The following is a 22,981-nucleotide window of genomic DNA, read 5'->3' as shown; positions in this document are numbered from 1 at the left end:
GAGGCTCATGGCTGACGACAGGCGGCCTCATCTGGTGGTCTTCAGCGGCTCGGGCATCAGTGCCGAGAGCGGCATCCAGACCTTTCGTGCCGGCAATGGCCTATGGGCCGAGCACCCCATCGAGGAGGTCGCCACGCCCGAGGCCTGGCGCCGCGATCCCGCTCGTGTATTGAACTTCTACAACCTGCGCCGTGAGCAGGTGCGTCGGGCACGCCCCAACGCCGCGCACAAGGCCCTGGCGGATCTCGAGCGGCAGGGCTTTCGGGTCAGCATCATTACCCAGAACATCGACGACCTGCACGAGCGCGCCGGCTCGCGTAGCGTGCTGCACCTGCACGGCGAAATCCTGAAGGCGCGCTCCACGGTGGATGCCCGCATGCAGTATCCGCTGCCGCGCGGTGGGATCGAGCTGGGCGACATCTGCGACAAGGGCAGCCAACTGCGCCCCGACGTGGTGTGGTTCGGCGAGAGCGTGCCTTACTTCGGCGAAGCTTGTGCGCTCGTCGCCGAGGCCGATCTGCTGTTGGTAGTGGGCACATCGCTGGCCGTGATGCCCGCGGCCTCGCTGCTCGAACACACGCCGCTGGATGCGCCCAGCGTGCTGGTCGACCCTGAGGCCGAGACACTGGCACCGCCCGGCGTGACCCGCATCAGCCAGCCCGCCGGCAAGGGCGTGCCGGCACTGGTGCGCCATTGGCAGCGCGAGGGAGGCTGTGGGTGCCGGAAACCCTGCTGGGATGAGCGTCAGGATGCTAGAATGCCGCTCCCGCCGCCCCTGGATACGTGATGATGTTGGATGAGACTGGCCAGGCCGACCTTGCCGAGCGTGACTCCACCGCCGGATTGGGTCAGGAGCCCGCTCCCGGGCTTTCTCATGACCCCGCTACCGGCCTCGTTCGTGACCCCGGTACAGGTCATCCACGCCCGCCGCGGCGTGAGTTCAAGGCGCGCGGCAGTTTCACCGAGCGCTGCCTCGGCTGTAACCTTCCGGTGCTCAACTGTCTTTGTCCCTATCGAGTCAACGCCGGGAGCGAGTCGCGGGTTTGGCTGATCACGCATCCGCTCGAGCACCTCAAGCCGACCAATACCGGACGTCTGATCCGTGACGTGCTGCCGGAAACCGAGGTCTTCACCTGGTATCGCACGACGCCGGACGAGCGCCTGCTGGCGCTGCTCGACGACCCGTGCTTCTCCCCTTTCGTGATCTTTCCCGACGACCAGCCCGACTATGCCGACCGCGTGGTGGGAATGGGCGCCGTCGGCGAGGCCAAGGCCAGCGGCAAGACGCCGGTATTCATCCTGCTCGACGGCACCTGGCGTCAGGCGCGACGCATCTTTCGCAAGAGCCCCTACCTCGACCGGCTACCGGTGCTGCCGCTGGCCACCTCGCGGCTGACTCGCTACCAGTTGCGCAAGCCGGCCTCCCGAGCCCATCTGTGCACCGCCGAGGTTGCCGCCGAACTGCTGCGCCAGAGTGGCGATGCCGCAGCGGCCCAGGTGCTGGACGACTATTTCGATGCCTTCAACGTCAGCTATGCCGCCAGCCGGCGCTACGAGAAGATCGAGCAGCCGACGCCGGCGATGCGTCGACTGCTGTCATATCGTGGGCAATGATGGCTGCTAGGCACCGATCTCCGGCGTTCGCACGCAGGCGCGTCCCGCCCGCTTGGCCCGATACATCGCCAGGTCGGCACGCCGTACCAGCCGCCTGCAGCTATCGCCGGACTGGCAAGCAGCGACACCGAAGCTGGCGGTAACCTGACCCACGGGCTCGATAGGGCTCTGGGCAAGGGCGCGACACACGCGCCAGGCCAATTCCTGTGCCTGGGTTAGATCGCAGCCGGGCACCACGGCAATGAATTCTTCGCCGCCCCAGCGCCCGAGATAATCGCTGTTGCGCAGATGTGACTGGGCCTCCTGGGCTACTCGATGCAGTACCCGATCGCCTACCTCATGCCCATAGGCATCGTTGATCGATTTGAAGCGATCGACGTCGAACAGCAATACTGCCAAGGGGCTGCCATTCCGACTGGCCGCCGCCAGCTCGGTCTCGAGCACCTGTTCGATACGGTGACGATTGGCCACCTGCGTCAGCGGGTCGGTGTAGGCGAGCCGTTGAAGCCGGGTGTTGCGCTCATGCAGCAGGCGGTAACGGTGCTGGGTCTGCTGCTTTTCGTGCAGCAGCGCCCGGCGTAGCGTGGCCACCTGGGTGAGCTGAAGCAGCAGGTGTCGCAAGGGCGGTGCCAGATGACGCGGCTGGCGATCCCGACATACCACCAGGCTGCGCCCCGGGGTGGCCTCATACAAATCTAGGATGAGCGCCGCACGGGCCTGCCGGCCGCTCAGCCAGTCGCGCAGCTTCGGCGGCGGCAAACATAGCGGGCAGCCGGACAGGTCGGGAAGCGAGCCGGGCGAACCGACCAGCTCGGCTGGCTTCGCCTGGCCATCGATCAGCATGAGCGGTACGCGGGCACTGCGATCCACGGTGCAGGGAAAGGATTCGATGGGAATACCCTGTTGCTCCAGGTGCGGGTCGCGGCCGTCGTTGTCGTGGCCAAGCAGGGTGCAGGATTCGAAGCCGGTCAACACCTGGAGAGCCTGCAGGAGCTGGGCGTAGAGCTCACTTGTGCTGCTGGCACGGGCGATGCGCGTTCCCCATGTGTAGCCGAGCCCCGGCAGGTCGTGGCCTGCCTCCTCCTGCTGCGGCTCGACTTCCAGGATCACGTGTCGCCCTGTCGCGTGGAGAGAGAGATAGAGCCGCTGCGAGGTGCCGTTCCCGCGCCCGAAGAGGGCCGTGATACCGGGCGATCCCCTGGCCAATGCCCGGGCCAGGGCCGTTACGGTATCGGCGCCCAGCACCTGTTCGGGCGAACGGCCAAGCGCCTCGGTGGGGATAGTCCGAAGAAACGGGGCAGGTTGCTGCTGGCCAGGCACACGCCCTGCCAGTTGTTGTCGAAAGCAATGAGACAGCCATGCGGCTGTACCGCGGCGCCAGTGGGCGGCACCGTCGGGCAGACGCTCGCATCGAGTTCCTTATCAAGCGAGTCCGGCATGGGATTTCCTGTTGTGTGTTACGGCAGCCAAGGTTGGCTGCCGTCCCTCCTGTTGCGTGCCATGTCATCCGGACGGTCGGCATGGTCCAGAGGGTACCCTGACGTGAAGAAAGTAAACCATTTGTTGTCGTTTAAAAGCAACCTGAGGTTTAACTGTGGAGATGGCGCGCGCGGCACATTTGGCCGATGAATGAGAAGATTGCGTTTGCCGAACGGTTAGCCGCCGCCATGCGCGCTGCCGGCTACGAGCCGCGGCCAGCCGTGCTGGAGCGCGAATTCAACCTGCGCTACTGGGGAAAGCCCGTCACGCTGCAGGGTGTACGGCGTTGGCTATGCGGCGAGACCCTGCCTCAGCAGGAAAAATTACAGGTGCTGGCTGAATGGCTGGGAGTCGAGCCGCAGGCGTTGCGCTTTGGCGATGACGGCAAGAGCCGGATAGGCGAGACGCGCGGTGATTGGGAGATGCCGATCAGCGCCGAAGAGCGCCGCGTGCTGCGGCGCTACCTGGCCCTGCCGGTGGAACAGCGCAAGGTGGTGGCCCAGATCATCGAAGCGTTCTCCCTCGCGGAACGGAGCGACTCGGAAGAGCGCCGGGCCAGCTATGCGGTGAAGCGCGACGAGGAAGGAGGCGGCTAGCCTCCGCTCCCCAACAATGCTCCGGCGATGCGGAAGCCTGCCACCCAAGTGCCGGCGGCGGAACCCAGGGTAGCGAACAGGAACACCAGCAGCGTGCGCGAGACGCGGTTGCGCCACCAGCCCTTCAGCTCGGTGACATCGTGGCGCAGCATCGAGAAATCCTGCACCTTGGGTTTGCGCATCCATAGTTCGACCCCGGCGGCCACGAAGCCGGCGCCGATGGTGGGGTTGAGCGAGGTCAGCGGTGCGGCGAACATGGTGGCCACGACGGTGACCGGGTGGGCCAGGGCGATCAGTGTGGCGAGCCCCGAGAGCACACCGTTGATCAGAAACCACTCTGCGACCAGTTGCCAACCGAGTTCGGTGTTGCGCGAGAAGCCAATGGCGAACCCGGTCAACACCAGTGCCGTGATCAGCCATGGCAGGGCGCGCCACAGTTTCGAGGGTGGCGGCGTGGCTTCCAGGGCTCGACGTTCCACTTCCGGCTCGGCGGGCAGGGGGGCGTCGAAGTGCTCGACCATACCCTTCATGTGCCCGGCACCGATCACTACCAGCACGTTGCGGTAGCGCCCGGGAGGCGCCTGCTCCGCCAGACGCAACACCATGTAGCGATCGCGTTCCGAGATCAGCGGGACATAGAGCGCTTCCGATTCGGCGGCGAACTCGCTGAAGGTCGATTCCAGCACGTCCCCTTCCTTGAGTCGCTCGATCTCTTCGGGCTTGATCTCCTGGCGCGACATCACGCTGCCGAGCAGGCCGGTGAACAGCGACATACGCTGCCACCACGGCACGTTGCGGTAGATACGCTTGAGCGTGACGCCCACGTCGCGGTCGATCAGCAGCAGCGGCAGCTCGTGTGCCCGCGCTTCCTCCAGGGCGGCACGCATCTCGGCCCCCGGTTCGATGCCGGACTGCTCGGCGACGCGCTGCTGGAAGGCGCCCAGCGCCAGGTTGGCGGCAACCATGCCGGCCTTGCCCTGGCGGAAGATCTCGAACAGGTCCTGCTGGGCCAGGGCGTCCGGGTTGCTGAGGTTGTGGTGGCGCGCATCGCACAGCTCGATGGCGACGGCATCGAATTCACCGGAGCGAATCATCCGGCGCACGTCTTCGGCGCTTTCGGCAGAGACATGTGCGGTGCCCAGCAGGGTATAGCGGCTGCCGCCCACCTCGACGACGCGATGGGGGCCGCTGAAGGCGCCTTCCTGGCGGGGGTCGGTCACGGAATCCTGGGAGTCGGTCATGAACGCTCGGGTCGCAAGGAGTGAAGAGTTCGATTATCCACGAAGCCCGCTGACGGGCCAAACCCGAAGCGTTCGTCAGCGCTTTACCGTGGCTTCCACTACTTGCGCCAGAAGGCAGGCGTAAACAGTACCAGCACGGTGAAGATCTCCAGACGGCCGAGCAGCATCGCCACCACCAGGATCCATTTGGCCGCGGCGGGCAGGTCACCGTAGTGGGCGGCCGCTTCACCCAGGGCGGGGCCCAGGTTGTTCAGGCAGGAGGCGACCGTCGACCAGGCGGTGACCTGGTCGACACCGGTGGCCATGACGCCCACCAGCATCAGGAAGAACAGCATCAGGTAGGCCGAGAAGAAGCCCCATACCGCCTGGGCGATGCCGTCGGGTACGCTCATCTTGCCCACCTTCACCGCGATCACCGCGCTGGGGTGGATGAGGCGCATTACCTCGCGCATGCCCTGCTTTATGATCAGGATGATACGGATCACTTTCATGCCGCCACCGGTGGAGCCGGAGCAGCCCCCGACGAACGCGGCCATGAACAGCAGGAAGGGCAGCGCCCCTGGCCAGGCCGAGAAGTCGTCCACGCCGAAGCCGGCGGTGGTGGCGATCGAGACCGCCTGAAATAGCCCATGGCGTAGACCGAACTCGGTGTCGTGGGTACCGGTCAGCCATAGCGAGACCACGGCGATGACGACGAGCCCGGCGAGGAAGATCAGCAGGAAACGTGCCTCGGGGTCGTGCAGGTAGTGGCCGAGTTGCCTGCCGCGCCAGGCCAGGAAGTGAAGGCTGAAACTCATGGCCGAGATGATCAGGAAGAAGACGCAGATCAGCTCGATCAGGGCGCTGTCGAAGTGGCCGATGCTGGCGTCGTAGGTGGAAAAACCACCGATGGCGACGGTGGAAAAACTGTGCCCGAGAGCATCGAACCAGTTCATGCCGGCGACCATGTAGGCCAGGAAGCAAGTCAGTGTCAGCGCCGCATAGATGTACCACAGCGCCTTGGCCGTTTCGGTGATGCGCGGGGTCAGCTTGGAGTCCTTCAGCGGTCCCGGGATCTCGGTGCGATAGAGCGCCATGCCGCCGACCCCCAGCGTCGGCAGGATGGCCACTGCCAGCACCACGATCCCCATGCCGCCGAGCCACTGCAGCTGCTGGCGGTAGTAGAGTACCGACTCGGGCAGGAAGTCGATGCCGGTGATCACGGTGGCGCCGGTGGTGGTCAGCCCCGAGAACGATTCGAATACCGCATCGGTGGGAGCCAGCGCGGCATCGCCGGTCAACATCAGCGGCAGCGAACCGAACAGGCCCAGGACGCTCCAGAACAGCGCGGCGATGAGGAAGCCGTCGCGAATGCGCAACTCCTTGTGGGCGTTGCGGTTGGGCAGATAGATCACCAGGCCGGTCAGCACGGTGATCAGGATGGCGATGGTGAACGCCTGCCACTGCTCGTCGCCGAACAGCAGCGAGATCAGGATCGGGGGCAGCATGGTCAGACTGAACATCATCAGCAGTAGACCGAGGATGCGCAGGATGACTCGCAGGCTCATCGGGCGGCGTTCCTTGCGTCGCGAAGTGTCATGTGACCAAGCATCAGAAGAAGGTCAGGCCGACCTGGAACAGTCGCTCGACGTCGCGAATACGCCGCTTGTCGATCACGAACAGGATCAGGTGGTCGCCGGTTTCCACCACCACGTCATCGTGGGCGATCAGCACCTCCTTGCCGCGCACGATGGCGCCGATGGTGGTGCCGCGGGGCAGGTCGATCTCACCGATGGCGCGCCCCACCACCTTGGACGATTGCGTGTCGCCGTGGGCAATTGCCTCGATCGCCTCCGCCGCGCCACGGCGCAGCGAGTGCACGTTGACGATGTCGCCACGGCGCACGTGGGTCAGCAGGCTGCCGATGGTGGCCTGCTGCGGTGAGATGGCGATGTCGATCTCGCCGCCCTGGACCAGATCGACGTAGGCGGCGTTGTTGATCAGTGTCAGCACCTTCTTGGCGCCCATCCGCTTGGCCAGCATCGACGACATGATGTTGACCTCGTCGTCGTTGGTCAGCGCACAGAAGATGTCGCACTCCTCGATGTTCTCCTCCTCCAGCAGGCGCTTGTTGGTTGCGCTGCCGTGCAGAACCACGGTGCGGTTGAGACGCTCGGAGAGGACGGTGCAGCGCTCCAGGCCGTGCTCGATGATCTTGACCTGGTGGCTGTGCTCGAGATGTTCGGCGAGTCGCTCGCCGATGTTGCCGCCACCGGCGATCACCACCCGGCGAAAATCCCGGTCGACCCGGCGCAGCTCGCTCATCACCGCGCGGATGTCGCGCCGGGCCGCAATGAAGAATACCTCGTCATCGGCCTCGATCACGGTGTCGCCGCGGGGAATGATCGGGCGGTTACGGCGGTAGATGGCCGCCACCCGGGTGTCGACGCTGGGCATGTGGCGGCGCAGGAAACCGAGGTCCTGGCCGACCAACGGGCCGCCGTAGTAGGCCTTGACCGCTACCAACTGCACCAGGCCGCCGGCGAACTCCAGCACCTGCAACGCGCCGGGATGCTCGATCAGGCGGCGGATGTGGTCGGTGACCACCTGTTCGGGCTGATGAGCACGTCGATGGGCACCGCGTCGTGGGCGAACAGCCCCTTGCGGGTCAGGTAGGCGGTGGCGCGGACTCGGGCGATCTTGGTCGGCGTGCGGAACAGGGTGTGGGCGACCTGACAGGCGATCATGTTGACTTCGTCCTGGCTGGTCACCGCGATTAGCATGTCGGCGTCTTCGCAGCCGGCCTGACGCAGTACCACCGGAAAGGAGGCGGGGCCGGTCACGGTGCGGATATCGAGGCGGGTGTGCAGCTCGCGCAGACGCTCGCCGTCGACATCCACGACGGTGATGTCATTCTCCTCACGGGCCAGATGCTCGGCCAGCGTGCCGCCGACCTGGCCGGCGCCCAGGATGATGATTTTCATATGCTATCGGGCCTTCAAACGACTCTGCGACGCCGATATGGCGCCGCAGCATCCGTGGCTAGCATAAACCAGCCGAAGGTGATGTAACAGGTTCACGCGGCAAGGCCGTTGTCAGTCGAGGGTGAAGCCCACCTTGAGCGTGACCTGCCAATGGCCGACGCGGCCATTCTCGATGTGTCCGCGGGTATCCACGACCTCGAACCAACGCATGCCGTGAAGGGATTGGGAAGCCTTGTCGAGGGCGCGCTGGATGGCGTCCTCGATGCCTTTCTCCGAAGAGCCGGTCAGTTCGATGTGCTTGTAGACGTGGTCGCTCATGGGGGCTCCTTGCTCAAGTGATCGAAGATGGCGGGGCCGGTTCAGCCCAGCTTCCTCAGTCTGGCATAAAAGAAGCCGTCATGACTCTCGGGTTCCGGTAACAGTTGTCGTCCTGGTCCGGTCAAACGTCCCCAGTTCACTTCCTCGGGTGTAGTGACCTCGGCGTTGCCGGTGCGCTCGAGGAAGGCGCGCACCTGCTCGTCGTTTTCCTCGCGCAGCACCGAGCAGGTCGCATAGAGCAGCGTGCCGCCCGGACGCAGCAGTGGCCACAGATTATCGAGCAGGCGTGCTTGCAGCTCGGCCAGCCTGGGGATGTCGGAGGAACGCCGCAGGCGCTTGATATCGGGATGGCGTCGAATCACGCCGGTGCCGGAGCAGGGGGCGTCGAGCAGAATGGCATCGAACGGCGTGCCGTCCCACCAGTCGCGCTGTGTGGCGTCGGCGTGCGCCAGCGTGGCCGAAAGGCCGAGGCGCTCGAGCGTCTCCTCGACCCGGGCCAGGCGTACGGCATCGCTGTCGAGTGCCAGCAGCTCGATGTCGAACAGCTCGAGTAGATGAGCCGTCTTGCCGCCGGGGGCGCAGCAGGCATCCAGCACGCGACCGCCGGGGCGTGGTGCCAGCGCCGGCCCGAGCAGCTCGGCGGCGAGCTGTGCGGCTTCGTCCTGCACGCTGACGTCACCCTCGGCGAAACCGGGTAGCGCCTGGACGTCGCAGGGTTTCTCCAGTACCAGCCCATCGGGAGAGTGTGCACACAGGCGTGCTTCGATACCGCTGACCTGAAGCCTGGCCAGGTAGGCTTCGCGGTCGCCGTGCCGGCGATTGATGCGCAGGGTCATGGGGCCGGGCTGGTTGTTTGCCTCGGCAATGGCTCGCCAGTCGTCGGGCCAGGCCTGGCGCAGGGCCTTGAGCAACCAGCGCGGATGTAGCAGCGCTACGGCGGGATCCTGATCGACCTCGGCCTGCAGTGCGGTGGACTCGCGGGTCAGCCGGCGCAGGCAGCCGTTGAGTACCCGAGTGGCCCACTCCTTGCCTAGCAGGCGGGCGGCGCCGGCGGTTTCGCCCACGGCGGCGTGCGCCGGGATGCGCAGGTAGAGCAATTGGTAAATGCCCAGCAGCAGCAGGGCTTGGACGTCGGCGTCGCGGGCCTTGAACGGGCTTTTCAGCAGTCGCTCGGCCAGTGCCTCGAGGCGCGGCAGAGTGCGACACACGCCGTAGCACATCGCCTTGAACAGTGCCCTGTCGCGTATCACCACCTGGTGATCGTCCAGCTCGCTGAGCGATCCCTTGCCGGTGATGACGGGCACCAGGGCACGTGCGGCGCTGGCGCGCACCGCCTGACCGCCGTCCTGGACGCTCTTGCCGGCACGGGTGGAAGGGGTGGAACGATGCATCAGACGCTCTCCTCGTTCGCACTGCCCAGACGGCTGCCGGCTCGCAGGCGCTCGCTGCGGGCATTGAGCAGGTCGCGGCCGGCAGTGGCTTGCCGCCTGGCAACTGAGCGCGCGTCACGCGCAGCACTTCGTTGCCCTGCGGGCCGCAGGCGATGCGCAGGGCGTCGGCTTCGGGCTCGAGCAGGGTGCCCGGTACCACGGCGGGTTCGCCCTCGTGGCGTGGAGCCGCCTCGGCCATCAACAGACGCAGGCGCTCATCGCCGCAGACGCACCAGGCGACCGGCCAGGGGTTGAAGGCGCGTACCTTGGCGGCCAGTTCGACGGCGGGGCGGGAGAAATCCAGCTCGGCCTCGGTCTTGGAGAGCTTGGCGGCATAGGTCACGCCCTCCACCGGCTGTGGCGTGGCGGCAAGCCCCTCGCCTGCCAGTGCATCCAGTGCCTCGACCAGAGCCTCGCCCCCGAGTTCGGCCAGGGTGTCGTGCAGCTCGCCGCCGGTGGTGGCAGCGGTGATCGGCGTGCGTCTCACCAGCAGCATGTCACCGGTGTCGAGCCCGGCGTCCATCTGCATGATGGTCACGCCGCTCTCGCCGTCGCCGGCCTCGATGGCACGCTGGATCGGGGCGGCACCACGCCAGCGTGGCAACAGCGAGGCATGAACGTTGAGACAGCCGAGCCGGGGGATGTCGAGCACTGCCTGCGGCAGAATCAGCCCGTAGGCGACCACCACCATGATGTCGGCGTCGAAGGCGGCCAGCTCGGCCTGTACCTCGGCGCTCTTCAGCGTCTCGGGCTGCAGGACCGGCAGCCCGTGCTCGAGGCGAGCGATTTGACGGGGCTGGCAGTCAGTTTGCGGCCCCTGCCGGCCGGGCGGTCGGGCTGGGTATACACGGCGACGACCTTATGCCGGCTCTCCAGCAGGGCTCTCAGACTGGCCGCGGCAAAATCAGGAGTGCCGGCGAAGATGACGCGCAGAGATCGGGACATGTTTCGAGCCTTGCCAATGGACGATTGCCCTCATCATAACGGAGGCAGCCCACAACGACGAAGGCCGACGCAGGACGTCGGCCTTCTGAAGCGTATCGCGGAGCGGATCAGGCGGACTGCATCAGCTTGTGGCGCTTCTGCATCTTTTTCAGCACACGATCGCGCTTGAGCGGCGAGAGATAGTCGACGAACAGCACGCCCTCGAGATGATCGCATTCATGCTGGATGCAGTGGGCCAGCAGGCCGTCGGCCTCGAGTTCGTAAGGCTTGCCGTCGCGGTCCAGTGCCTTGAGATTGACCTTGAGCGCGCGGGGCACCTCGGCGTAGTACTCGGGAACCGACAGGCAGCCCTCGGACATCAGCTCGCGCTCTTCGCCGATGGGCGTGTACTCGGGGTTGATCAGCACGAGGGGGCTGGCCCGCTCTTCGCTGACATCCATGACGATCACGCGCCGGTGAACGTCCACCTGGGTGGCGGCCAGCCCGATGCCGGAAGCGTCGTACATGGTTTCGAGCATGTCATCGACCAGCCGGCGCACCTCGTCATCAACCGTCTCGACCGGTGCTGCCTTGGTGCGCAGCCGCTCGTCGGGAAATTCGAGGATAGTCAATTTGGCCATGGCGTTGGAACCACCGTTTATGCTGTCATTCGGGAATTGCCCCTATTCTAGGGGGTGGCAAGCCAGGGTGAAACCGCTGGCGCACATATCAATTCGATAGCATTGGACTATAACACGGCATGCCAGTTCCCGGTGGGGTGAAGCGTGCCGAGTAGGACATCTCGGACAAGGGAGTGGGGATGGTGGGGAATGCGCAGCGGCGCCAGGGCAGCTCTCGGAACGCAGGGCGGGCCTGGCTTGGTGGCTTCGTGCTGCTGATGACGACAAACATGGCCCAGGCCCAGGGGGACGTGGCTCTTTCCCCCGAGGTGCAGCGCGTCCCGGTACGCGAGGCGATCGAGCCGATTCCACTGGATAACGTACGCCATTTCCTGCGCGACCACCGCGTGGTCGATGACCCAGCGGCGCTGGACGAGCTGGCCTACGTGGTGGCCGGTAATGACCGGCGTATCATCAGCGGTCCCGGCGACCGCATCTACGCCCGCGGCGAGCTGCAGCACGGGCAGCGTTACGGCCTTTACCGCGTTGGCGACCGTTACAGCGATGCCGCGACAGGCGAGATCCTGGGGCTCGAGCTGATCGGCATCGGCCAGGCCCGTGCCGAGCGTAGCATGAACGATATCGCCGTTATGGAGATCCTGTCCGCCAGCCAAGAGGTGCGCAACGACGATATCCTGCTGCCGCTGGAAGAGCGAGAACCGATCAGCGAATTCATGCCCCGTGCGCCGGACCGCGACGTCGACGGGACCATCCTCGCTGTACCAGGCGGGGTGCGCTTCATCGGCCGGCTGCAGGTAGTGGCGCTGGACCGGGGCCGGCGTGACGGTCTCGAAACGGGGCATGTACTCGAGGTCGAGCAGCAGGGTGAACGCGTCATCGACCCCCGTACCGGTGAGTCGCTGCGCCTGCCGGGCACGGATGCCGGATTGATCATGGTGTTCCGGTCCTACGAGAAGATGAGCTATGGACTGGTGATGCAGGCGAGCCGCGCGCTGGAGGTCGGCGATCGCATTCTCAATCCTCGTCGCGGGGTGGCTCTGCAATGAGTACCGCGCAGCGAATGCCGACTCAGCGCGACTGGCTGGCGCTGATACGACTGCCGGGCATGGGCACGGCTCGGCTGGCCGAGATGGTGGCTGCCACCCCGGACTGGCCCGAAGGGTGGTTGGGTTGCCTGCCGCGTCAGGCGGCGACGATGCTGCGCCTGTGGCTCGACCATCCTGCCCACAGTCCATTGCTCCAGGCAGTCGAAGCCGACCTGGCCTGGCTGGCGGCTGCGCCCGGGCGCCATCTGCTCCACCCGGGACACTCCGCCTGGCCGGCACTGCTGGAGCAGATCGGCGATCCGCCGCCGATGCTTTGGGCTCTGGGCGACCTGGCTGCCCTGCAGCCGCCCAAGCTTGCCATCGTCGGCTCGCGCCGGCCCACCCGTGAGGGATTGGCCAACGCCGCTGCTTTCGGTCGCGAGCTGGCCAGTCGCGACTGGTGCGTCGTCAGCGGCTTGGCGCTGGGTGTCGACGGGGCGGCCCAGCAGGCCGCGTTGGAGGCCGGCGGGCGCAGCGTGGCGGTACTCGGCTGCGGTGTCGACGTGATCTACCCACCGCGCCATGCGCGCCTCTACCAGCAACTGCTCGAGCGAGGCGGGCTGATCCTCTCGGAGCATCCGCCTGGGACTCGAGCGCGGGCGGGTTTCTTTCCCCGTCGCAACCGCATCGTCACCGGCATTTCGTTGGGTGTGCTGGTGGTGGAGGCCGCCGAGAAGAGCGGCTCACTGGTCAGCGCACGGCTGGCCATGGAGCAAAACCGCGAGGTCTTTGCGCTGCCCGGCTCGATCCACAATCCCCAGGCCAGGGGGTGTTTGAAGCTGATTCGTGAAGGTGCCGTGCTGGTGCGTCATGTCGACGACATGCTCGAGGAGCTGAGCCAGTGGGCGGTATCGGTCGCCCCGTTCGCCTCGGTCGAGAGAGCGAATCACGAGAATGACGTTGGCGATCCGCTGCTGCGCTGGCTCAGCGACGCGCCCTCACCGCTCGATGCGCTGGTAAACCTGACTGGCCTGAGCGTGCCCGATTGCCAGCGGCGGCTGCTGGAGCTCGAACTCGAAGGGCGTGCCGCTCAAGCGCCTGGCGGCTGGGTACGCCTGCCTGAGAACGCCCAGGCGTGCTAGCATGACAACCCTCTCACGGGGTGCCGTGGCAAGGTCACGGCACCCTTAATTGACGAATCAGCAGGCAGGAGAGCCATGACCGTGGCCGAATCACTCGATGCCGCCGTTGCCGCGCTGCGTGCCGGCGGCGTGATTGCCTATCCTACCGAGGGCGTATGGGGCTTGGGCTGCGACCCCGATAACGACGAGGCCGTGGCGCACTTGCTGCGTCTAAAGGAACGCGACCCTGCCAAGGGGCTGATCCTGGTGGCGGCATCCATCGAGCAGTTCGGCCCCTGGCTCGAGGGGTTGGCGCCGGAGCTGCATGCCCCGCTGGTGGCCAGCTGGCCGGGCCCCAATACCTGGCTGGTCCCGGACAATGGCCGTACCCACCCGCTGGTGCGTGGCGCGCACGACTGCGTGGCGCTGCGCGTCAGTGCTCATCCCGGCGTGGCGGCTCTGTGCCGGGCCTTCGGTGGGCCGGTCGTTTCGACCTCGGCCAACAAGGCCAGCGAGCCCTCGGCCATGAGCGCCGCGGAGGTCCGCGAGATCTTCGGCGATGAACTCGACGCCATCGTCGAGGGTGAGCTGGGCGGGCGTGACAAGCCCAGCACCATTCGTGATCTGATCAGCGGCCAGGTGCTGCGCGCCTGACCGGTAACGCTGCCGAACGGCCGTACCTGGCCATTCGGCAATGAACGGCGACATGAGCGGGGAGTGACATGGCGCGAGCCAATCTCGAAACGGTGAAGAGCTATCTTCTCGACCTCCAGGACCGGCTGTGTGCCGGCCTGGCCGGGGAGGATGGCGGTGCCGGCTTTCGCGAGGAGAGCTGGCAGCGCGAAGCGGGAGGGGGTGGCCGCTCGCGGGTGATCGAGCACGGCCGGGTATTCGAGAAAGGCGGGGTCAATTTCTCCCACGTCTACGGCGACCAACTGCCGCCCTCGGCCACGGCGGCACGGCCCCAGCTTGCCGGGCGTGGCTTTCATGCGGTGGGGGTCTCCTGGGTGCTGCATCCCGAGAACCCCCACGTGCCGACCAGCCACGGAAATGTGCGCTTCTTCCTTGCCGAGAAGGAGGGCGAAGCGCCGGTGTGGTGGTTCGGCGGTGGCTTCGATCTCACCCCCTACTATCCGGTACGCGAGGACGTGGTGCACTGGCACCGGGTGGCCCGCGACGCCTGCGCCCCCTTCGGCGCCGAGGTCTACCCGCGCTTCAAGGCGTGGTGCGACGAGTATTTCTACCTGAAGCATCGCGACGAGACCCGCGGTGTGGGTGGGTTGTTCTTCGACGACTTCAATGAGTGGGATTTCGACACCAGCTTCGCCTTCCAGCGTGCGGTGGGAGATGCCTTTCTCGATGCCTACCTTCCCATCGTACGGCGCCGGCGCGATACGCCATGGAGCGAACGTGAGCGCGACTTCCAGCTCTACCGCCGCGGACGCTACGTGGAATTCAATCTGGTGTGGGACCGCGGCACCCTGTTCGGGCTGCAGAGCGGTGGACGCACCGAATCGATCCTGATGTCGATGCCGCCATTGGCGCGCTGGGAGTATGGCTGGACGCCCGAACCGGGCAGCGCCGAAGAGGTGCTGTACGAGGAGTATCTGCGCCCCCGCGACTGGCTGAGGGAAGAGGAACAAGATTCATGACCGACCGTTACTGCGTCTTTGGCAATCCCATCTCGCACTCGAAGTCGCCGGCGATCCACGCCGCCTTCGCCGCGCAGACGGGCGAGGTAATGGAATATACCGCCATCGCGGCGCCACTTGACGACTTTACCGGCGCCTGGCGCAGGTTCACGGCCGAAGGCGGGAGGGGTTCCAACGTCACCGTGCCGTTCAAGGAGGAGGCCTTTCGCCTCTGCGACACCCTGAGCCAGCGCGCCCAACGGGCCGGTGCGGTGAACACGCTGGTGCTGGGCAAGAACGGTCTTACGTACGGCGATACTACCGACGGCATCGGCCTGGTGCGCGACCTGGCACGCCACGGAGTGAATCTGGCCGGTGCTCGTATCCTGGTGCTGGGAGCCGGAGGGGCTGTGCGTGGCGTGCTGGAACCTCTGCTGGCGGCTGGGCCGCTGAGCGTGCGGATCGCCAACCGAACCGCGGCCAAGGCCGCGGCGCTGGCACAGGATTTCACCGATCTGGGTGAGGTCCATGGCGGTGGCTTCGACGCGGTGTCAGGCCCCTTCGATCTGGTGATCAACGGCACCAGTGCCAGCCTGGCTGGCGATCTGCCGCCGCTACCCGACGACCTCTTCGCGATCGGCGCCACCGCCTATGACATGATGTATGGCGCCGAGCCTACCGTATTCCTGCGTTGGGCCGAGGCCCGCGGTGCCCGCACCGTCGATGGCCTGGGCATGCTGGTGGAGCAGGCCGCCGAATCGTTCTTCCAGTGGCGCGGCAAGCGCCCCGATACCGAGCCGGTGCTGGCCGAGCTGCGCCGCTCTCTGTAGGCAGCATGCCTGTTTCGACCTTGTGCTGGCATCTCGCGCGGCGCCCGGAGGGTATTCCCGAGACCTCCGATTTCGTACTGCGTGAGATGCCACTGCCACCGCTCCCGTGGGGCCAGGTGGAACTCGAAGTGCACGGGCTCTCCGTGGACCCCTATATGCGCACCCGCATGCAGCCCGAAGGCTACGGCTACCTGGCCAAGTGGGGGCCGGGAACGCCGCTCTCCGCTTGGGGGCTTGCCCGTATTCGGCGTAGCCGTGGGCGCTGGCGGGAGGGCGACTGGGTGGTGGGTCACCTGCCGGTAGCCGACCGGGTACACTTGAGGGTGCCCGAGCCGGATGCCCTGTTGCCGCTCTGCCTGCCCGCCACGACCCCGTTCCCCGAGCGTTGGCTCCACGAACACGGAATGACCGGTTTCACTGCCTGGCTGGGCATGCGTCACTATGGCCGGCCGCAGCCCGGCGAGACGGTGTTGGTGTCAGCGGCTGCCGGAGCAGTAGGCAGTTTGGCCGTACAATTGGCCCATCGGGCCGGCGCACGGGTGATAGCGAGTGCCGGCAACGCCGCCAAGCGTGCTTGGCTGCGCGAGAGGCTGGGCGTGGCGGCAACCCTCGACGATCGCAATCCGGACGGCTTCGCCGATGCCTTGGCCGAAGCGGCCCCGGAGGGAATCGACCTGGATTTCGAGAGCCTGGGTGGGGCCGTCTTCGAGGCGGCCGTCGAGCGGCTGCGACCCTGCGGGCGGGTGGTGCTGTGTGGCTTGATCAGTCAGTATCACGACCCCGAACCGCGCCGGGCGCCGCCCAACCTGGCTCGCTTGCAGGTGGTCGGTGCTAGACTCATACCCTTCGTGGCACCGGGCCACGAGACCGAGCATTGGGCCCGCTTCCAGACCGAGATGGCTGGGCTCGAACCGGTGGCGCCGCTTGATGTGCTTCACGGTCTAGAAGCCTGGCCCCGCGCCTTCTGCGGTCTTTTCACCGGCAAGGGCATCGGCAAGCGGGTGGTATGGCTGAGAGAGGATAGCAGCCTCTTGGCCTAGAGCCTTCAGCGTCTTTGACGAGGAACCTTTCAGCGTCTTTTGACGTACAGCCCCATCATGCACATCACCATGCCGGCTACCGACAGCAGCATGCCGCCGTTGACCAACCAGGGCTGACGCTCGACCCAGGGCACGAAGGGCTGGGGCGACTCGCGGCATACGCCCGCGAGATAATCCCAGTGGCCGTCCTGAATCAGTGCGCACTCGCGCACGCTACTGAGTTCCCAGAAATAGACGCCCATCAGTACGAAGAGGGGCAGGATCAACAGCAGCAGTCCGAGTCGTAGCATCAGCGTTCCAAAGTCGAAATAAAGCGCAGCAAAACCTAGGGGCGCGGGCAGTTGGGCTGTCTCCCTGCCTGCCGTGCCTGTTCGTAGCGGGCCACGGCGTTGTCCATCTCGGCCTGCAGGCCCTGCATGCGTTGGCCATGACTGGGGTGGGTGGACATCCAGGCCGGTGGGCGGGCACCGCCCTGAGCGCTCATGTTGTCCCACAGTTCCAGGCTGGCGCGCGGGTCGAAGCCGGCGTCGGCCATCAGGCGCAGGCCGATGACGTCGGCTTCGCTCTCGTGACGGCGCGAGAAGGGTAGCAGGATGCCGTACTGGGCGCCTAGGCCCAGCGCGCCCATCAGTTGTTCACCTCCCGGCCCCTGCATGCCGGCGGCCGACGACAGCACCGACAGCGCGAGCTGTGTCGAAGTCTGGGTCGAGACGCGTTCGTTGGCATGGCGGGCAAGCACGTGACCGACCTCGTGGCCAATGACCGCAGCGAGCTGGTCCTGATTGACGGCCACGTCGAACAGCCCGGTGTTGACCCCCATGTAGCCGCCGGGCAGGGCGAAGGCGTTGGCCTGCTCCGACTCGAACACACGGATCTGCCAGTCCTGGTTACGCTCCTGCTCCGGCAGCGCGGTGATGATGGCACTGGCTACGCACTGGGCGTAGCGCTGCTGGGCCTGGCCGGCCGCGGGGAGATCCTGCTGGTATTGATCGTAAGCCTCGCGGCCCATCTGGTTGAGCTGCGCATCGGACATCAGCGTGAACTGCTGGCGGCCAGTCGGCGAGGTGGTACAGGCGGTAATGGTGAGGGCCAGGGTGGCCACGGCAGCACAGCGAATCCAGCGCATCTTCAGATACCTCGTTCGTTCAGATCCCTTGAGACCCTGGACGGGGGGTGACGGTTCGCCACAAGATACCTTGAACCGTAACAAGGTCAACATCAAACCGAGCAAGAGAACCCCAAGGAGATGCCGATGGATGCCGAGCTGAGCAGGCGACTGAGCCGCCTGCTGGATCATGTGGAGCACTGGCTGCCGCCCGCGCCGCAGGAGGTCGACTGGGAGCGCGACGTGGCCGCCCTGTGGCAGCGTCATGTCCTGGGAGGGCGGCTGCTGCCGGTGCCGCCACGGGACAGCCTGGCCCTGGACGACCTGCTGGGGATCGAGCGCCAGAAACTGGCGCTGGTCGACAACACGCGCGCCTTCCTGCGGGGGCTGCCGGCCAACCACGCCCTGCTGTGGGGCTCGCGCGGCAGCGGCAAATCGTCGCTGATCCGTGCCCTGCTCAACAGCCTGGCGCCGGAAGGGTTGCGCCTGGTACAGGTCGACCGCCATGACCTGGCCGGCCTGCCCATGCTGGTCGAGCAGTTGCGCCGGCAACCGCATCGCTTCGTGGTCTATTGCGACGACCTCTCCTTCGAGGGGCATGACGATGCCTACAAGGCGCTCAAAAGCGTGCTTGATGGCGCGCTCACCGGACCGCCGCCCAACGTGCTGCTCTACGCCACCTCGAACCGTCGCCACCTGCTGCCTGAGTCCATGGCCGACAACGAGGGCTCGCGCCTGGTGGGGGAGGAACTACACCACGGCGACGCGGTGGAGGAGAAGATTTCGCTCTCCGACCGCTTCGGCCTATGGCTCGGCTTCTACCCCTTCAACCAGGATACCTATCTCGAGGCCTGCTGCCACTGGGTGACGCAGCTCGGTAGCGAGCGGGATTGGAACGCCGAGGCGCGCGCCGAAGCGATCCGCTATGCCACCCTGCGTGGCGGCCGCAGCGGCCGGGGCGCCTGGCAGTTCGCCAGCCAGTGGGTCGGCCAGCGGCGGCTTCACGAGACCTAGCGCAAGACGGAGCGATCAGCGCTGCGGAGTCAGCTCGCCGTCCTGTCCCACGGCAAAGCGCAGGGTCGGAGTCCACAGCCCGGCTGGCAGCGTCACGCCCAGGCCACGCAGGCTGCCCGGTGTGATGGCCAGTTCGCTGCCCGCGGGGAGTTCGCCCTGGCTGGCCAACTGAGTGGCGAGTTCCACCATGGGCGCCAGGCGCCGAGTGTCAGTGGCCAGCACGTCGAAGGCCACCGGCAGGCGTAGCTTGGTGTCGTCGCCGGAGGTCAGGGTCACGTCCTGCTGGTAGTTGCCGCTGACCGGCTCCGCACCGGGCACGTCCAGGGTCCAGCGAAAACCCGACATCTCCACCGCCGGCATGCCGACGGGCAGTGACAGGCCCATGGCCAGGGTGGCCTGAACCGGCAGGCTACCCATGCCCAGGCTCGAGGCCACCAATGACGCAATGTCGCTGGTGTCGAGGCCGGCCTGAATCGAGTAGGGGCCGATGCGCACGTCCTCCACGCCCAGGGAGGTCACCGCCAGGCGGAAGGCGAACAGGCCGGTCTGGGGCAGGGCGAGACAGCCGCTGAGCAGCATGGCGAGACCGAGCGGGACGAACAAGCGCCGACGACGGCGCGGTACGACGAACGAGAGTACACGATTCAGGAACATCCTCTCCTCCTGTTGGACGAGGCAGATCGGTAAACGGGGTAGATGACAAGTTCGGCCAGGGGGGCCATCGGTAGGATCATGGCCCGGCCTTTGCAGCCGGGCATCTTGGACAAGGGTCAGCGACGTTTGTTGCGTGCGGCACGAGTGCGCCCCAGCTCGCGCTGCTTGGCTTTCTCCCGGTCGCTGGCGCCGGCCAGCGGGTCGTAGGGATTCCTGCCGGAGCGAAATTCGAAGCGGATCGGCGTGCCCTTGACCTTGAGCACCTTGCGGAAGGTGTTGGTCAGGAAACGCTTGTAGGCTTCGGGCAGGGCCTCGGTCTGGTTGCCGTGGACCACGATGATCGGCGGATTGCTGCCGCCCTGGTGGGCCATGCGCAGCTTGATCCGGCGGCCATGCACCAGCGGCGGCGGGTGCTGGCTCACGGCGTCCTGCAGCAGGGTGGTGAGCCGGTTGGTCGACCAGTGGCTGTTGGCCGAGGCGAAGGCGCGCTCGATGGAGGGGTAGAGATCGCCCACGCCGGTGCCATGCAGCGCTGAGATGAAGTGCAGGTCGGCATAGTCGGCGAAGCCCAGGCGACGCTTGATCTCGGCGCGCATCTTCTCCTTGGCTTCGCTCTCCAGGCCGTCCCACTTGTTGACGGCCAGCACCAGGGCGCGGCCGGTGGTCAGCACGTAGTCGAGCAGGTGCAGATCCTGTTCCACCAGCCCGCTGCGAGCATCGAGCACCATGACCGCGACGTGGCACTCCTTGATCGCCTCCAGGGTCTTGATGATCGAAAACTTCTCGGCGATCTCGCGGACATTCTTGCGCCGCCGTATGCCGGCGGTATCCACCAGCACATAGGGCTTGCCACGTCGCTCGAAGGGAATCTCGATGGCATCGCGCGTGGTGCCGGCCTCGTCGAAGACCACGACCCGCTCCTCACCGAGCAGGCGGTTGACCAGCGTCGACTTGCCGACGTTGGGGCGGCCGATGACGCCGATGCGGATGCCTTTGGTGCCGGTGTCCACGGGAATGCTTTCGTCCCGCTCGGGGAAAGGGGCAAGTACCTCTTCGATCAGCGTGGTGACGTTGCGACCGTGGGCGGCGGCGATGGGGTGTGGGTCGCCCATGCCGAGTTGCCAGAAGTCGGCCATGGCCGAATGCTCTTCCAGGCCGTCGGTTTTGTTGACCACCAGCCAGGTTTTCTTCTGGTTGACCCGCAGGTGGTTGGCAATCGCTTCGTCGGCCACGTGGAGACCGGCACGGGCATCGACCAGGAACAGCACGATGTCGGCTTCGTCGATGGCGGCCAGAGACTGTTCGGCCATGGCCGCGTCGATGCCTTCCTCGTCGCCGCTGATGCCGCCAGTGTCGATCACTGTGTAGGCCTTGCCGCCGAGCGCCCCGTTACCGTACTTGCGGTCGCGGGTGAGCCCGGGGAAGTCTGCCACCAGCGCGTCGCGCGAGCGGGTCAGGCGGTTGAACAGGGTCGACTTGCCCACGTTGGGGCGGCCGACCAGGGCGATCACGGGTGTCATCGTTTGATTTCCAGGGCCTCCAGGCGGCCGTCGTTGGCCAGCACGTAGATGCGGCGGAAGTCGGTGACGGGACGTAGGCTGATGCCGGAGCTGTCGACCCGGGTGCGGGCAGTGAAGCGTCCGTTCTGGATATCGAGCAGGTGCAGGTAGCCCTCGAAATCGCCCAGCACCAGGTTGCCGTCGGCAAAGGCCGGTGAGGTCAGCCAGCGGCCCTCGAGGTCACGGTTGCGCCATACTTCCTCGCCGGTGCGGGCGTCGAAGGCGATGACGTGGCTGGCTTCATTGACGGTGAACAGGCGGTCGCCGACCAGTACCGGGGTCTGGTAGCTGGAGTGCTCGCGCTCCCACAGGATCTCGCCGCTGGGCGCTTCCAGGGCGACCAGACGACCGTTATAGCTGGTCACGAACAGCCGGCCATCGGGCGTGAGTACCGGCTGGCCACCGAGGTCGACCATGCGGTCGATCTCGCTACGCCCGCGAGGCACGGCGATGCGCCTTTCCCACAGCGGCTGGCCGCTGCGGTTGTCCAGCGTGACCAGGCGGCCATTGGCGAAACCGGCAAAGGTGACCGGATCGATCACTGTGGGGGTGCCGGTGCCGCGCAGGGTCAGGGCGGGCTCGGTGGTGGTGTGCACCCAGCGCTCGCGGCCGGTCTGCCGGTCAAGCGCGGTGACCACGCCGTCGACGCTCTGGACCACGAGCAGTTGCTGGTTGGGCTGCGGTGCAGCGAGGACTTCGCTGGAGACGCGCGTGCGCCAGCTGACGTCGCCGTTGGATTGGTTCAGTGCCAGCACCTCGCCGTTACGGGTGCCGAGGTAGACCTGCCCGGCCACGGCGGTCAGGCCGCTGGACACGCCGACGCCAAGGTCGGTTTGCCAGCGACGCTCACCGCTCTGCGCGTCGAAGGCCATGACCCGGCCGCGCTCGTCGGCGGCATAGATCACTCCGTTGTCGAGCGAGGGTGCGATGGGGTAGGTTGCCCGGCCGAGGCCTTGGCCGACCCGCTGGCGCCAGTCGGTGTCGAGTTCGGCCTGGGCCTCGAAGCGCTGCAGCTGCTTGGGGCTGTAGCGCGGCTCCGCCTTGTTGGCGCAGCCGGCCAGCAGGCCGAGAGCCAGGATTCCCACCAGGGCGAGGGCGGATTTGCGAGCATTCATCGTCTTCATAGCGTGGCCTCTTCGACACCCAGGTCGTCGAGCTTGAGCTGGACGCCATAGATCGGCTGGTTACGTTGTTCGGCGACCGCGAGGGCCTCCTGCCAGGCCTGGCGGGCTTCGTCGTCGCGACCCAGGGCGCGCAGGGCATCGCCGCGCACATCGGCTTGCTGGGCGGCCAGGGCGGCGGGTACGTCACGTGCCAGCGTCTCGAGTGCGCCATCGGCATCGCCGTCGGCCACTTGCAGTCGGGCCAGGCGCAGTCGTGCCAGGCCCTGCACGTAGTCGCGTCCGCTGGATTCGATCACGCTCTCGAGCACCTGACGGGCTTCGCTCAGATCGCCCTCCTCGACGGCGAGACGGGCATCGATCAGGCGCGCCAGGTCGGCGTACAGCGTACGACCATGATTGTCGGTGATCTCGACCACCAGGCTGCGGGCCTCGTCGACGTTACCGCCGTCGGCCAGGTTGATCAGGTGCTGATAGCGCATGGAGGCGGCTTCCGCCTGGTTGTCCTGATAATTCTGCCAGGCGTTCCAGCCCACCACGCCGGCGATGGCGATGGCAACGCCGGCAATCAGCGAGGTGCCATTCTCCTTCCACCAGCGCTTGATGGCTTCCAGCTGCTCTTCTTCGGTTCTCAGCTCCGCCACGGGCGGTCTCCTTTACACGGCAAAATGCGGT

Annotated in this window: 23 protein-coding genes and 2 pseudogenes; 10 read left to right on the top strand and 15 right to left on the bottom strand. The window is 66.4% G+C overall.

Going from position 1 to position 22,981, the window contains the following annotated elements; genetic code table 11:
• Positions 1 to 7: 7 nt before the first annotated feature.
• Positions 8 to 787 carry an SIR2 family NAD-dependent protein deacylase gene (locus EKK97_RS20025; protein WP_159554635.1) on the top strand — a complete coding sequence of 260 codons (780 nt, stop codon included), beginning with the start codon at positions 8 to 10 and terminating at the stop codon, positions 785 to 787.
• Between the two features lie 2 nt (positions 788 to 789).
• Positions 790 to 1,614, top strand: a complete 825-nt coding sequence (locus EKK97_RS20020) for a tRNA-uridine aminocarboxypropyltransferase (RefSeq protein WP_159554633.1) — start codon at positions 790 to 792, stop codon at positions 1,612 to 1,614.
• 6 nt (positions 1,615 to 1,620) lie between these two features.
• Here EKK97_RS20020 and EKK97_RS20015 read toward each other — a convergent pair whose 3' ends face one another.
• Together EKK97_RS20015 and EKK97_RS26195 are read right to left on the bottom strand one after the other, a co-directional pair.
• Positions 1,621 to 2,934: a GGDEF domain-containing protein gene (locus EKK97_RS20015; protein ID WP_236551297.1), complete on the bottom strand. Its 1,314-nt coding sequence runs from the start codon at positions 2,932 to 2,934 to the stop codon at positions 1,621 to 1,623.
• Complete coding sequence (locus EKK97_RS26195) at positions 2,838 to 3,053, bottom strand: hypothetical protein (RefSeq protein ID WP_159554629.1); 216 nt, start codon at positions 3,051 to 3,053, stop codon at positions 2,838 to 2,840. The genes EKK97_RS20015 and EKK97_RS26195 overlap by 97 nt, the downstream gene beginning before the upstream one ends.
• A gap of 186 nt (positions 3,054 to 3,239) precedes the next feature.
• Here EKK97_RS26195 and EKK97_RS20005 point away from each other — a divergent pair, with 186 nt between their 5' ends.
• Entirely contained in the window at positions 3,240 to 3,689 is a 450-nt protein-coding gene (locus EKK97_RS20005) for a transcriptional regulator (RefSeq protein ID WP_159554627.1), read from the top strand.
• Here the strand turns inward: EKK97_RS20005 and EKK97_RS20000 are convergent.
• The 7 genes and pseudogenes from EKK97_RS20000 to def form a co-directional block, all read right to left on the bottom strand.
• On the bottom strand, positions 3,686 to 4,930 hold the full coding sequence (locus EKK97_RS20000; protein WP_159554625.1) for a TraB/GumN family protein: 1,245 nt from the start codon (positions 4,928 to 4,930) through the stop codon (positions 3,686 to 3,688). The two genes, EKK97_RS20005 and EKK97_RS20000, sit on opposite strands and share 4 nt — an antisense overlap.
• 98 nt (positions 4,931 to 5,028) lie before the next feature.
• Complete coding sequence (locus EKK97_RS19995) at positions 5,029 to 6,477, bottom strand: TrkH family potassium uptake protein (RefSeq protein WP_159554623.1); 1,449 nt, start codon at positions 6,475 to 6,477, stop codon at positions 5,029 to 5,031.
• 43 nt (positions 6,478 to 6,520) lie between these two features.
• A pseudogene (gene trkA / locus EKK97_RS19990) lies at positions 6,521 to 7,893 on the bottom strand (Trk system potassium transporter TrkA).
• A 111-nt stretch (positions 7,894 to 8,004) separates the two neighbouring features.
• Positions 8,005 to 8,211, bottom strand: coding sequence for a dodecin (locus EKK97_RS19985; RefSeq protein ID WP_159554621.1), 207 nt, complete (start codon positions 8,209 to 8,211; stop codon positions 8,005 to 8,007).
• Between the two features lie 41 nt (positions 8,212 to 8,252).
• Positions 8,253 to 9,602 (bottom strand): 16S rRNA (cytosine(967)-C(5))-methyltransferase RsmB, encoded by a 1,350-nt coding sequence (gene rsmB / locus EKK97_RS19980; protein WP_159554619.1) that lies wholly within the window; start codon positions 9,600 to 9,602, stop codon positions 8,253 to 8,255.
• A gap of 133 nt (positions 9,603 to 9,735) precedes the next feature.
• Positions 9,736 to 10,586 (bottom strand): annotated as a pseudogene (gene fmt / locus EKK97_RS19975) (methionyl-tRNA formyltransferase); the annotation flags it as partial.
• 107 nt (positions 10,587 to 10,693) lie between these two features.
• Positions 10,694 to 11,206, bottom strand: a complete 513-nt coding sequence (def, locus tag EKK97_RS19970; RefSeq protein ID WP_159554617.1) for a peptide deformylase — start codon at positions 11,204 to 11,206, stop codon at positions 10,694 to 10,696.
• A gap of 179 nt (positions 11,207 to 11,385) precedes the next feature.
• On the opposite strand from def, the gene EKK97_RS19965 reads away from it, so the two are divergent.
• The 6 genes from EKK97_RS19965 to EKK97_RS19940 all read left to right on the top strand — a co-directional run bounded on the left by EKK97_RS19965 (position 11,386) and on the right by EKK97_RS19940 (position 16,853).
• A complete protein-coding gene (locus tag EKK97_RS19965; protein WP_159554614.1) occupies positions 11,386 to 12,252 on the top strand; it encodes a peptidoglycan-binding protein in 867 nt (288 codons plus the stop codon).
• Positions 12,249 to 13,373: a DNA-processing protein DprA gene (gene dprA / locus EKK97_RS19960; protein ID WP_234286705.1), complete on the top strand. Its 1,125-nt coding sequence runs from the start codon at positions 12,249 to 12,251 to the stop codon at positions 13,371 to 13,373. Before EKK97_RS19965 ends, dprA begins: the two co-directional genes overlap by 4 nt.
• A gap of 75 nt (positions 13,374 to 13,448) precedes the next feature.
• Positions 13,449 to 14,006, top strand: coding sequence for an L-threonylcarbamoyladenylate synthase type 1 TsaC (gene tsaC / locus EKK97_RS19955; RefSeq protein WP_159554612.1), 558 nt, complete (start codon positions 13,449 to 13,451; stop codon positions 14,004 to 14,006).
• A gap of 68 nt (positions 14,007 to 14,074) precedes the next feature.
• Positions 14,075 to 15,004 (top strand): oxygen-dependent coproporphyrinogen oxidase, encoded by a 930-nt coding sequence (gene hemF, locus EKK97_RS19950; protein WP_159554610.1) that lies wholly within the window; start codon positions 14,075 to 14,077, stop codon positions 15,002 to 15,004.
• A complete protein-coding gene (gene aroE / locus EKK97_RS19945; RefSeq protein ID WP_159554608.1) occupies positions 15,001 to 15,813 on the top strand; it encodes a shikimate dehydrogenase in 813 nt (270 codons plus the stop codon). Before hemF ends, aroE begins: the two co-directional genes overlap by 4 nt.
• Positions 15,814 to 15,818: 5 nt before the next feature.
• The gene (locus tag EKK97_RS19940; RefSeq protein WP_159554606.1) at positions 15,819 to 16,853 is read left to right on the top strand and encodes an MDR family NADP-dependent oxidoreductase; all 1,035 of its coding nucleotides are present in this window, start codon (positions 15,819 to 15,821) and stop codon (positions 16,851 to 16,853) included.
• 29 nt (positions 16,854 to 16,882) lie between these two features.
• On the opposite strand, the gene EKK97_RS19935 is transcribed toward EKK97_RS19940, so the two are convergent.
• Together EKK97_RS19935 and EKK97_RS19930 are read right to left on the bottom strand one after the other, a co-directional pair.
• Positions 16,883 to 17,143 (bottom strand): hypothetical protein, encoded by a 261-nt coding sequence (locus EKK97_RS19935; protein ID WP_159554604.1) that lies wholly within the window; start codon positions 17,141 to 17,143, stop codon positions 16,883 to 16,885.
• Between the two features lie 35 nt (positions 17,144 to 17,178).
• Positions 17,179 to 17,979 carry a M48 family metallopeptidase gene (locus EKK97_RS19930; RefSeq protein ID WP_159554602.1) on the bottom strand — a complete coding sequence of 267 codons (801 nt, stop codon included), beginning with the start codon at positions 17,977 to 17,979 and terminating at the stop codon, positions 17,179 to 17,181.
• Positions 17,980 to 18,105: 126 nt separating this feature from the next.
• Here EKK97_RS19930 and EKK97_RS19925 point away from each other — a divergent pair, with 126 nt between their 5' ends.
• Positions 18,106 to 18,972, top strand: coding sequence for an ATP-binding protein (locus EKK97_RS19925; protein ID WP_159554600.1), 867 nt, complete (start codon positions 18,106 to 18,108; stop codon positions 18,970 to 18,972).
• Positions 18,973 to 18,987: 15 nt separating this feature from the next.
• Here EKK97_RS19925 and EKK97_RS19920 read toward each other — a convergent pair whose 3' ends face one another.
• From EKK97_RS19920 to EKK97_RS19905, 4 genes are all read right to left on the bottom strand, one after another.
• Positions 18,988 to 19,626 (bottom strand): hypothetical protein, encoded by a 639-nt coding sequence (locus EKK97_RS19920; RefSeq protein ID WP_422672911.1) that lies wholly within the window; start codon positions 19,624 to 19,626, stop codon positions 18,988 to 18,990.
• A gap of 116 nt (positions 19,627 to 19,742) precedes the next feature.
• A complete protein-coding gene (gene der, locus EKK97_RS19915) occupies positions 19,743 to 21,146 on the bottom strand; it encodes a ribosome biogenesis GTPase Der (protein WP_159554598.1) in 1,404 nt (467 codons plus the stop codon).
• The gene (gene bamB, locus EKK97_RS19910; RefSeq protein ID WP_159554596.1) at positions 21,143 to 22,309 is read right to left on the bottom strand and encodes an outer membrane protein assembly factor BamB; all 1,167 of its coding nucleotides are present in this window, start codon (positions 22,307 to 22,309) and stop codon (positions 21,143 to 21,145) included. Before bamB ends, der begins: the two co-directional genes overlap by 4 nt.
• Positions 22,306 to 22,950, bottom strand: coding sequence for a YfgM family protein (locus EKK97_RS19905; protein WP_159554594.1), 645 nt, complete (start codon positions 22,948 to 22,950; stop codon positions 22,306 to 22,308). The genes bamB and EKK97_RS19905 overlap by 4 nt, the downstream gene beginning before the upstream one ends.
• Between the last annotated feature and the right edge of the window lie 31 nt (positions 22,951 to 22,981).

Origin of the sequence: Billgrantia tianxiuensis, from assembly GCF_009834345.1 — a bacterium.
Taxonomy (GTDB): Bacteria; Pseudomonadota; Gammaproteobacteria; order Pseudomonadales; family Halomonadaceae; genus Halomonas; species Halomonas tianxiuensis.
This window is presented reverse-complemented; position numbering and strand designations above follow the sequence as displayed.

What these genes read in the sequence shown, in the direction of transcription:
- EKK97_RS19925 (WP_159554600.1), top strand. Translation starts at nt 18,106, where the DNA reads ATGGATGCCGAGCTGAGCAGGCGACTGAGCCGCCTGCTGGATCATGTG.
- EKK97_RS20025 (WP_159554635.1), top strand. Translation starts at nt 8, where the DNA reads ATGGCTGACGACAGGCGGCCTCATCTGGTGGTCTTCAGCGGCTCGGGC.
- def (WP_159554617.1), bottom strand. Translation starts at nt 11,206, where the DNA reads ATGGCCAAATTGACTATCCTCGAATTTCCCGACGAGCGGCTGCGCACC.
- EKK97_RS19965 (WP_159554614.1), top strand. Translation starts at nt 11,386, where the DNA reads ATGGTGGGGAATGCGCAGCGGCGCCAGGGCAGCTCTCGGAACGCAGGG.
- EKK97_RS19985 (WP_159554621.1), bottom strand. Translation starts at nt 8,211, where the DNA reads ATGAGCGACCACGTCTACAAGCACATCGAACTGACCGGCTCTTCGGAG.
- der (WP_159554598.1), bottom strand. Translation starts at nt 21,146, where the DNA reads ATGACACCCGTGATCGCCCTGGTCGGCCGCCCCAACGTGGGCAAGTCG.
- EKK97_RS19930 (WP_159554602.1), bottom strand. Translation starts at nt 17,979, where the DNA reads ATGCGCTGGATTCGCTGTGCTGCCGTGGCCACCCTGGCCCTCACCATT.
- bamB (WP_159554596.1), bottom strand. Translation starts at nt 22,309, where the DNA reads ATGAAGACGATGAATGCTCGCAAATCCGCCCTCGCCCTGGTGGGAATC.
- EKK97_RS20000 (WP_159554625.1), bottom strand. Translation starts at nt 4,930, where the DNA reads ATGACCGACTCCCAGGATTCCGTGACCGACCCCCGCCAGGAAGGCGCC.
- EKK97_RS20005 (WP_159554627.1), top strand. Translation starts at nt 3,240, where the DNA reads ATGAATGAGAAGATTGCGTTTGCCGAACGGTTAGCCGCCGCCATGCGC.
- hemF (WP_159554610.1), top strand. Translation starts at nt 14,075, where the DNA reads ATGGCGCGAGCCAATCTCGAAACGGTGAAGAGCTATCTTCTCGACCTC.
- EKK97_RS26195 (WP_159554629.1), bottom strand. Translation starts at nt 3,053, where the DNA reads ATGCCGGACTCGCTTGATAAGGAACTCGATGCGAGCGTCTGCCCGACG.
- tsaC (WP_159554612.1), top strand. Translation starts at nt 13,449, where the DNA reads ATGACCGTGGCCGAATCACTCGATGCCGCCGTTGCCGCGCTGCGTGCC.
- EKK97_RS19920 (WP_422672911.1), bottom strand. Translation starts at nt 19,626, where the DNA reads ATGTTCCTGAATCGTGTACTCTCGTTCGTCGTACCGCGCCGTCGTCGG.
- EKK97_RS19940 (WP_159554606.1), top strand. Translation starts at nt 15,819, where the DNA reads ATGCCTGTTTCGACCTTGTGCTGGCATCTCGCGCGGCGCCCGGAGGGT.
- EKK97_RS19995 (WP_159554623.1), bottom strand. Translation starts at nt 6,477, where the DNA reads ATGAGCCTGCGAGTCATCCTGCGCATCCTCGGTCTACTGCTGATGATG.
- dprA (WP_234286705.1), top strand. Translation starts at nt 12,249, where the DNA reads ATGAGTACCGCGCAGCGAATGCCGACTCAGCGCGACTGGCTGGCGCTG.
- EKK97_RS19935 (WP_159554604.1), bottom strand. Translation starts at nt 17,143, where the DNA reads ATGCTACGACTCGGACTGCTGCTGTTGATCCTGCCCCTCTTCGTACTG.
- aroE (WP_159554608.1), top strand. Translation starts at nt 15,001, where the DNA reads ATGACCGACCGTTACTGCGTCTTTGGCAATCCCATCTCGCACTCGAAG.
- rsmB (WP_159554619.1), bottom strand. Translation starts at nt 9,602, where the DNA reads ATGCATCGTTCCACCCCTTCCACCCGTGCCGGCAAGAGCGTCCAGGAC.
- EKK97_RS20020 (WP_159554633.1), top strand. Translation starts at nt 790, where the DNA reads ATGTTGGATGAGACTGGCCAGGCCGACCTTGCCGAGCGTGACTCCACC.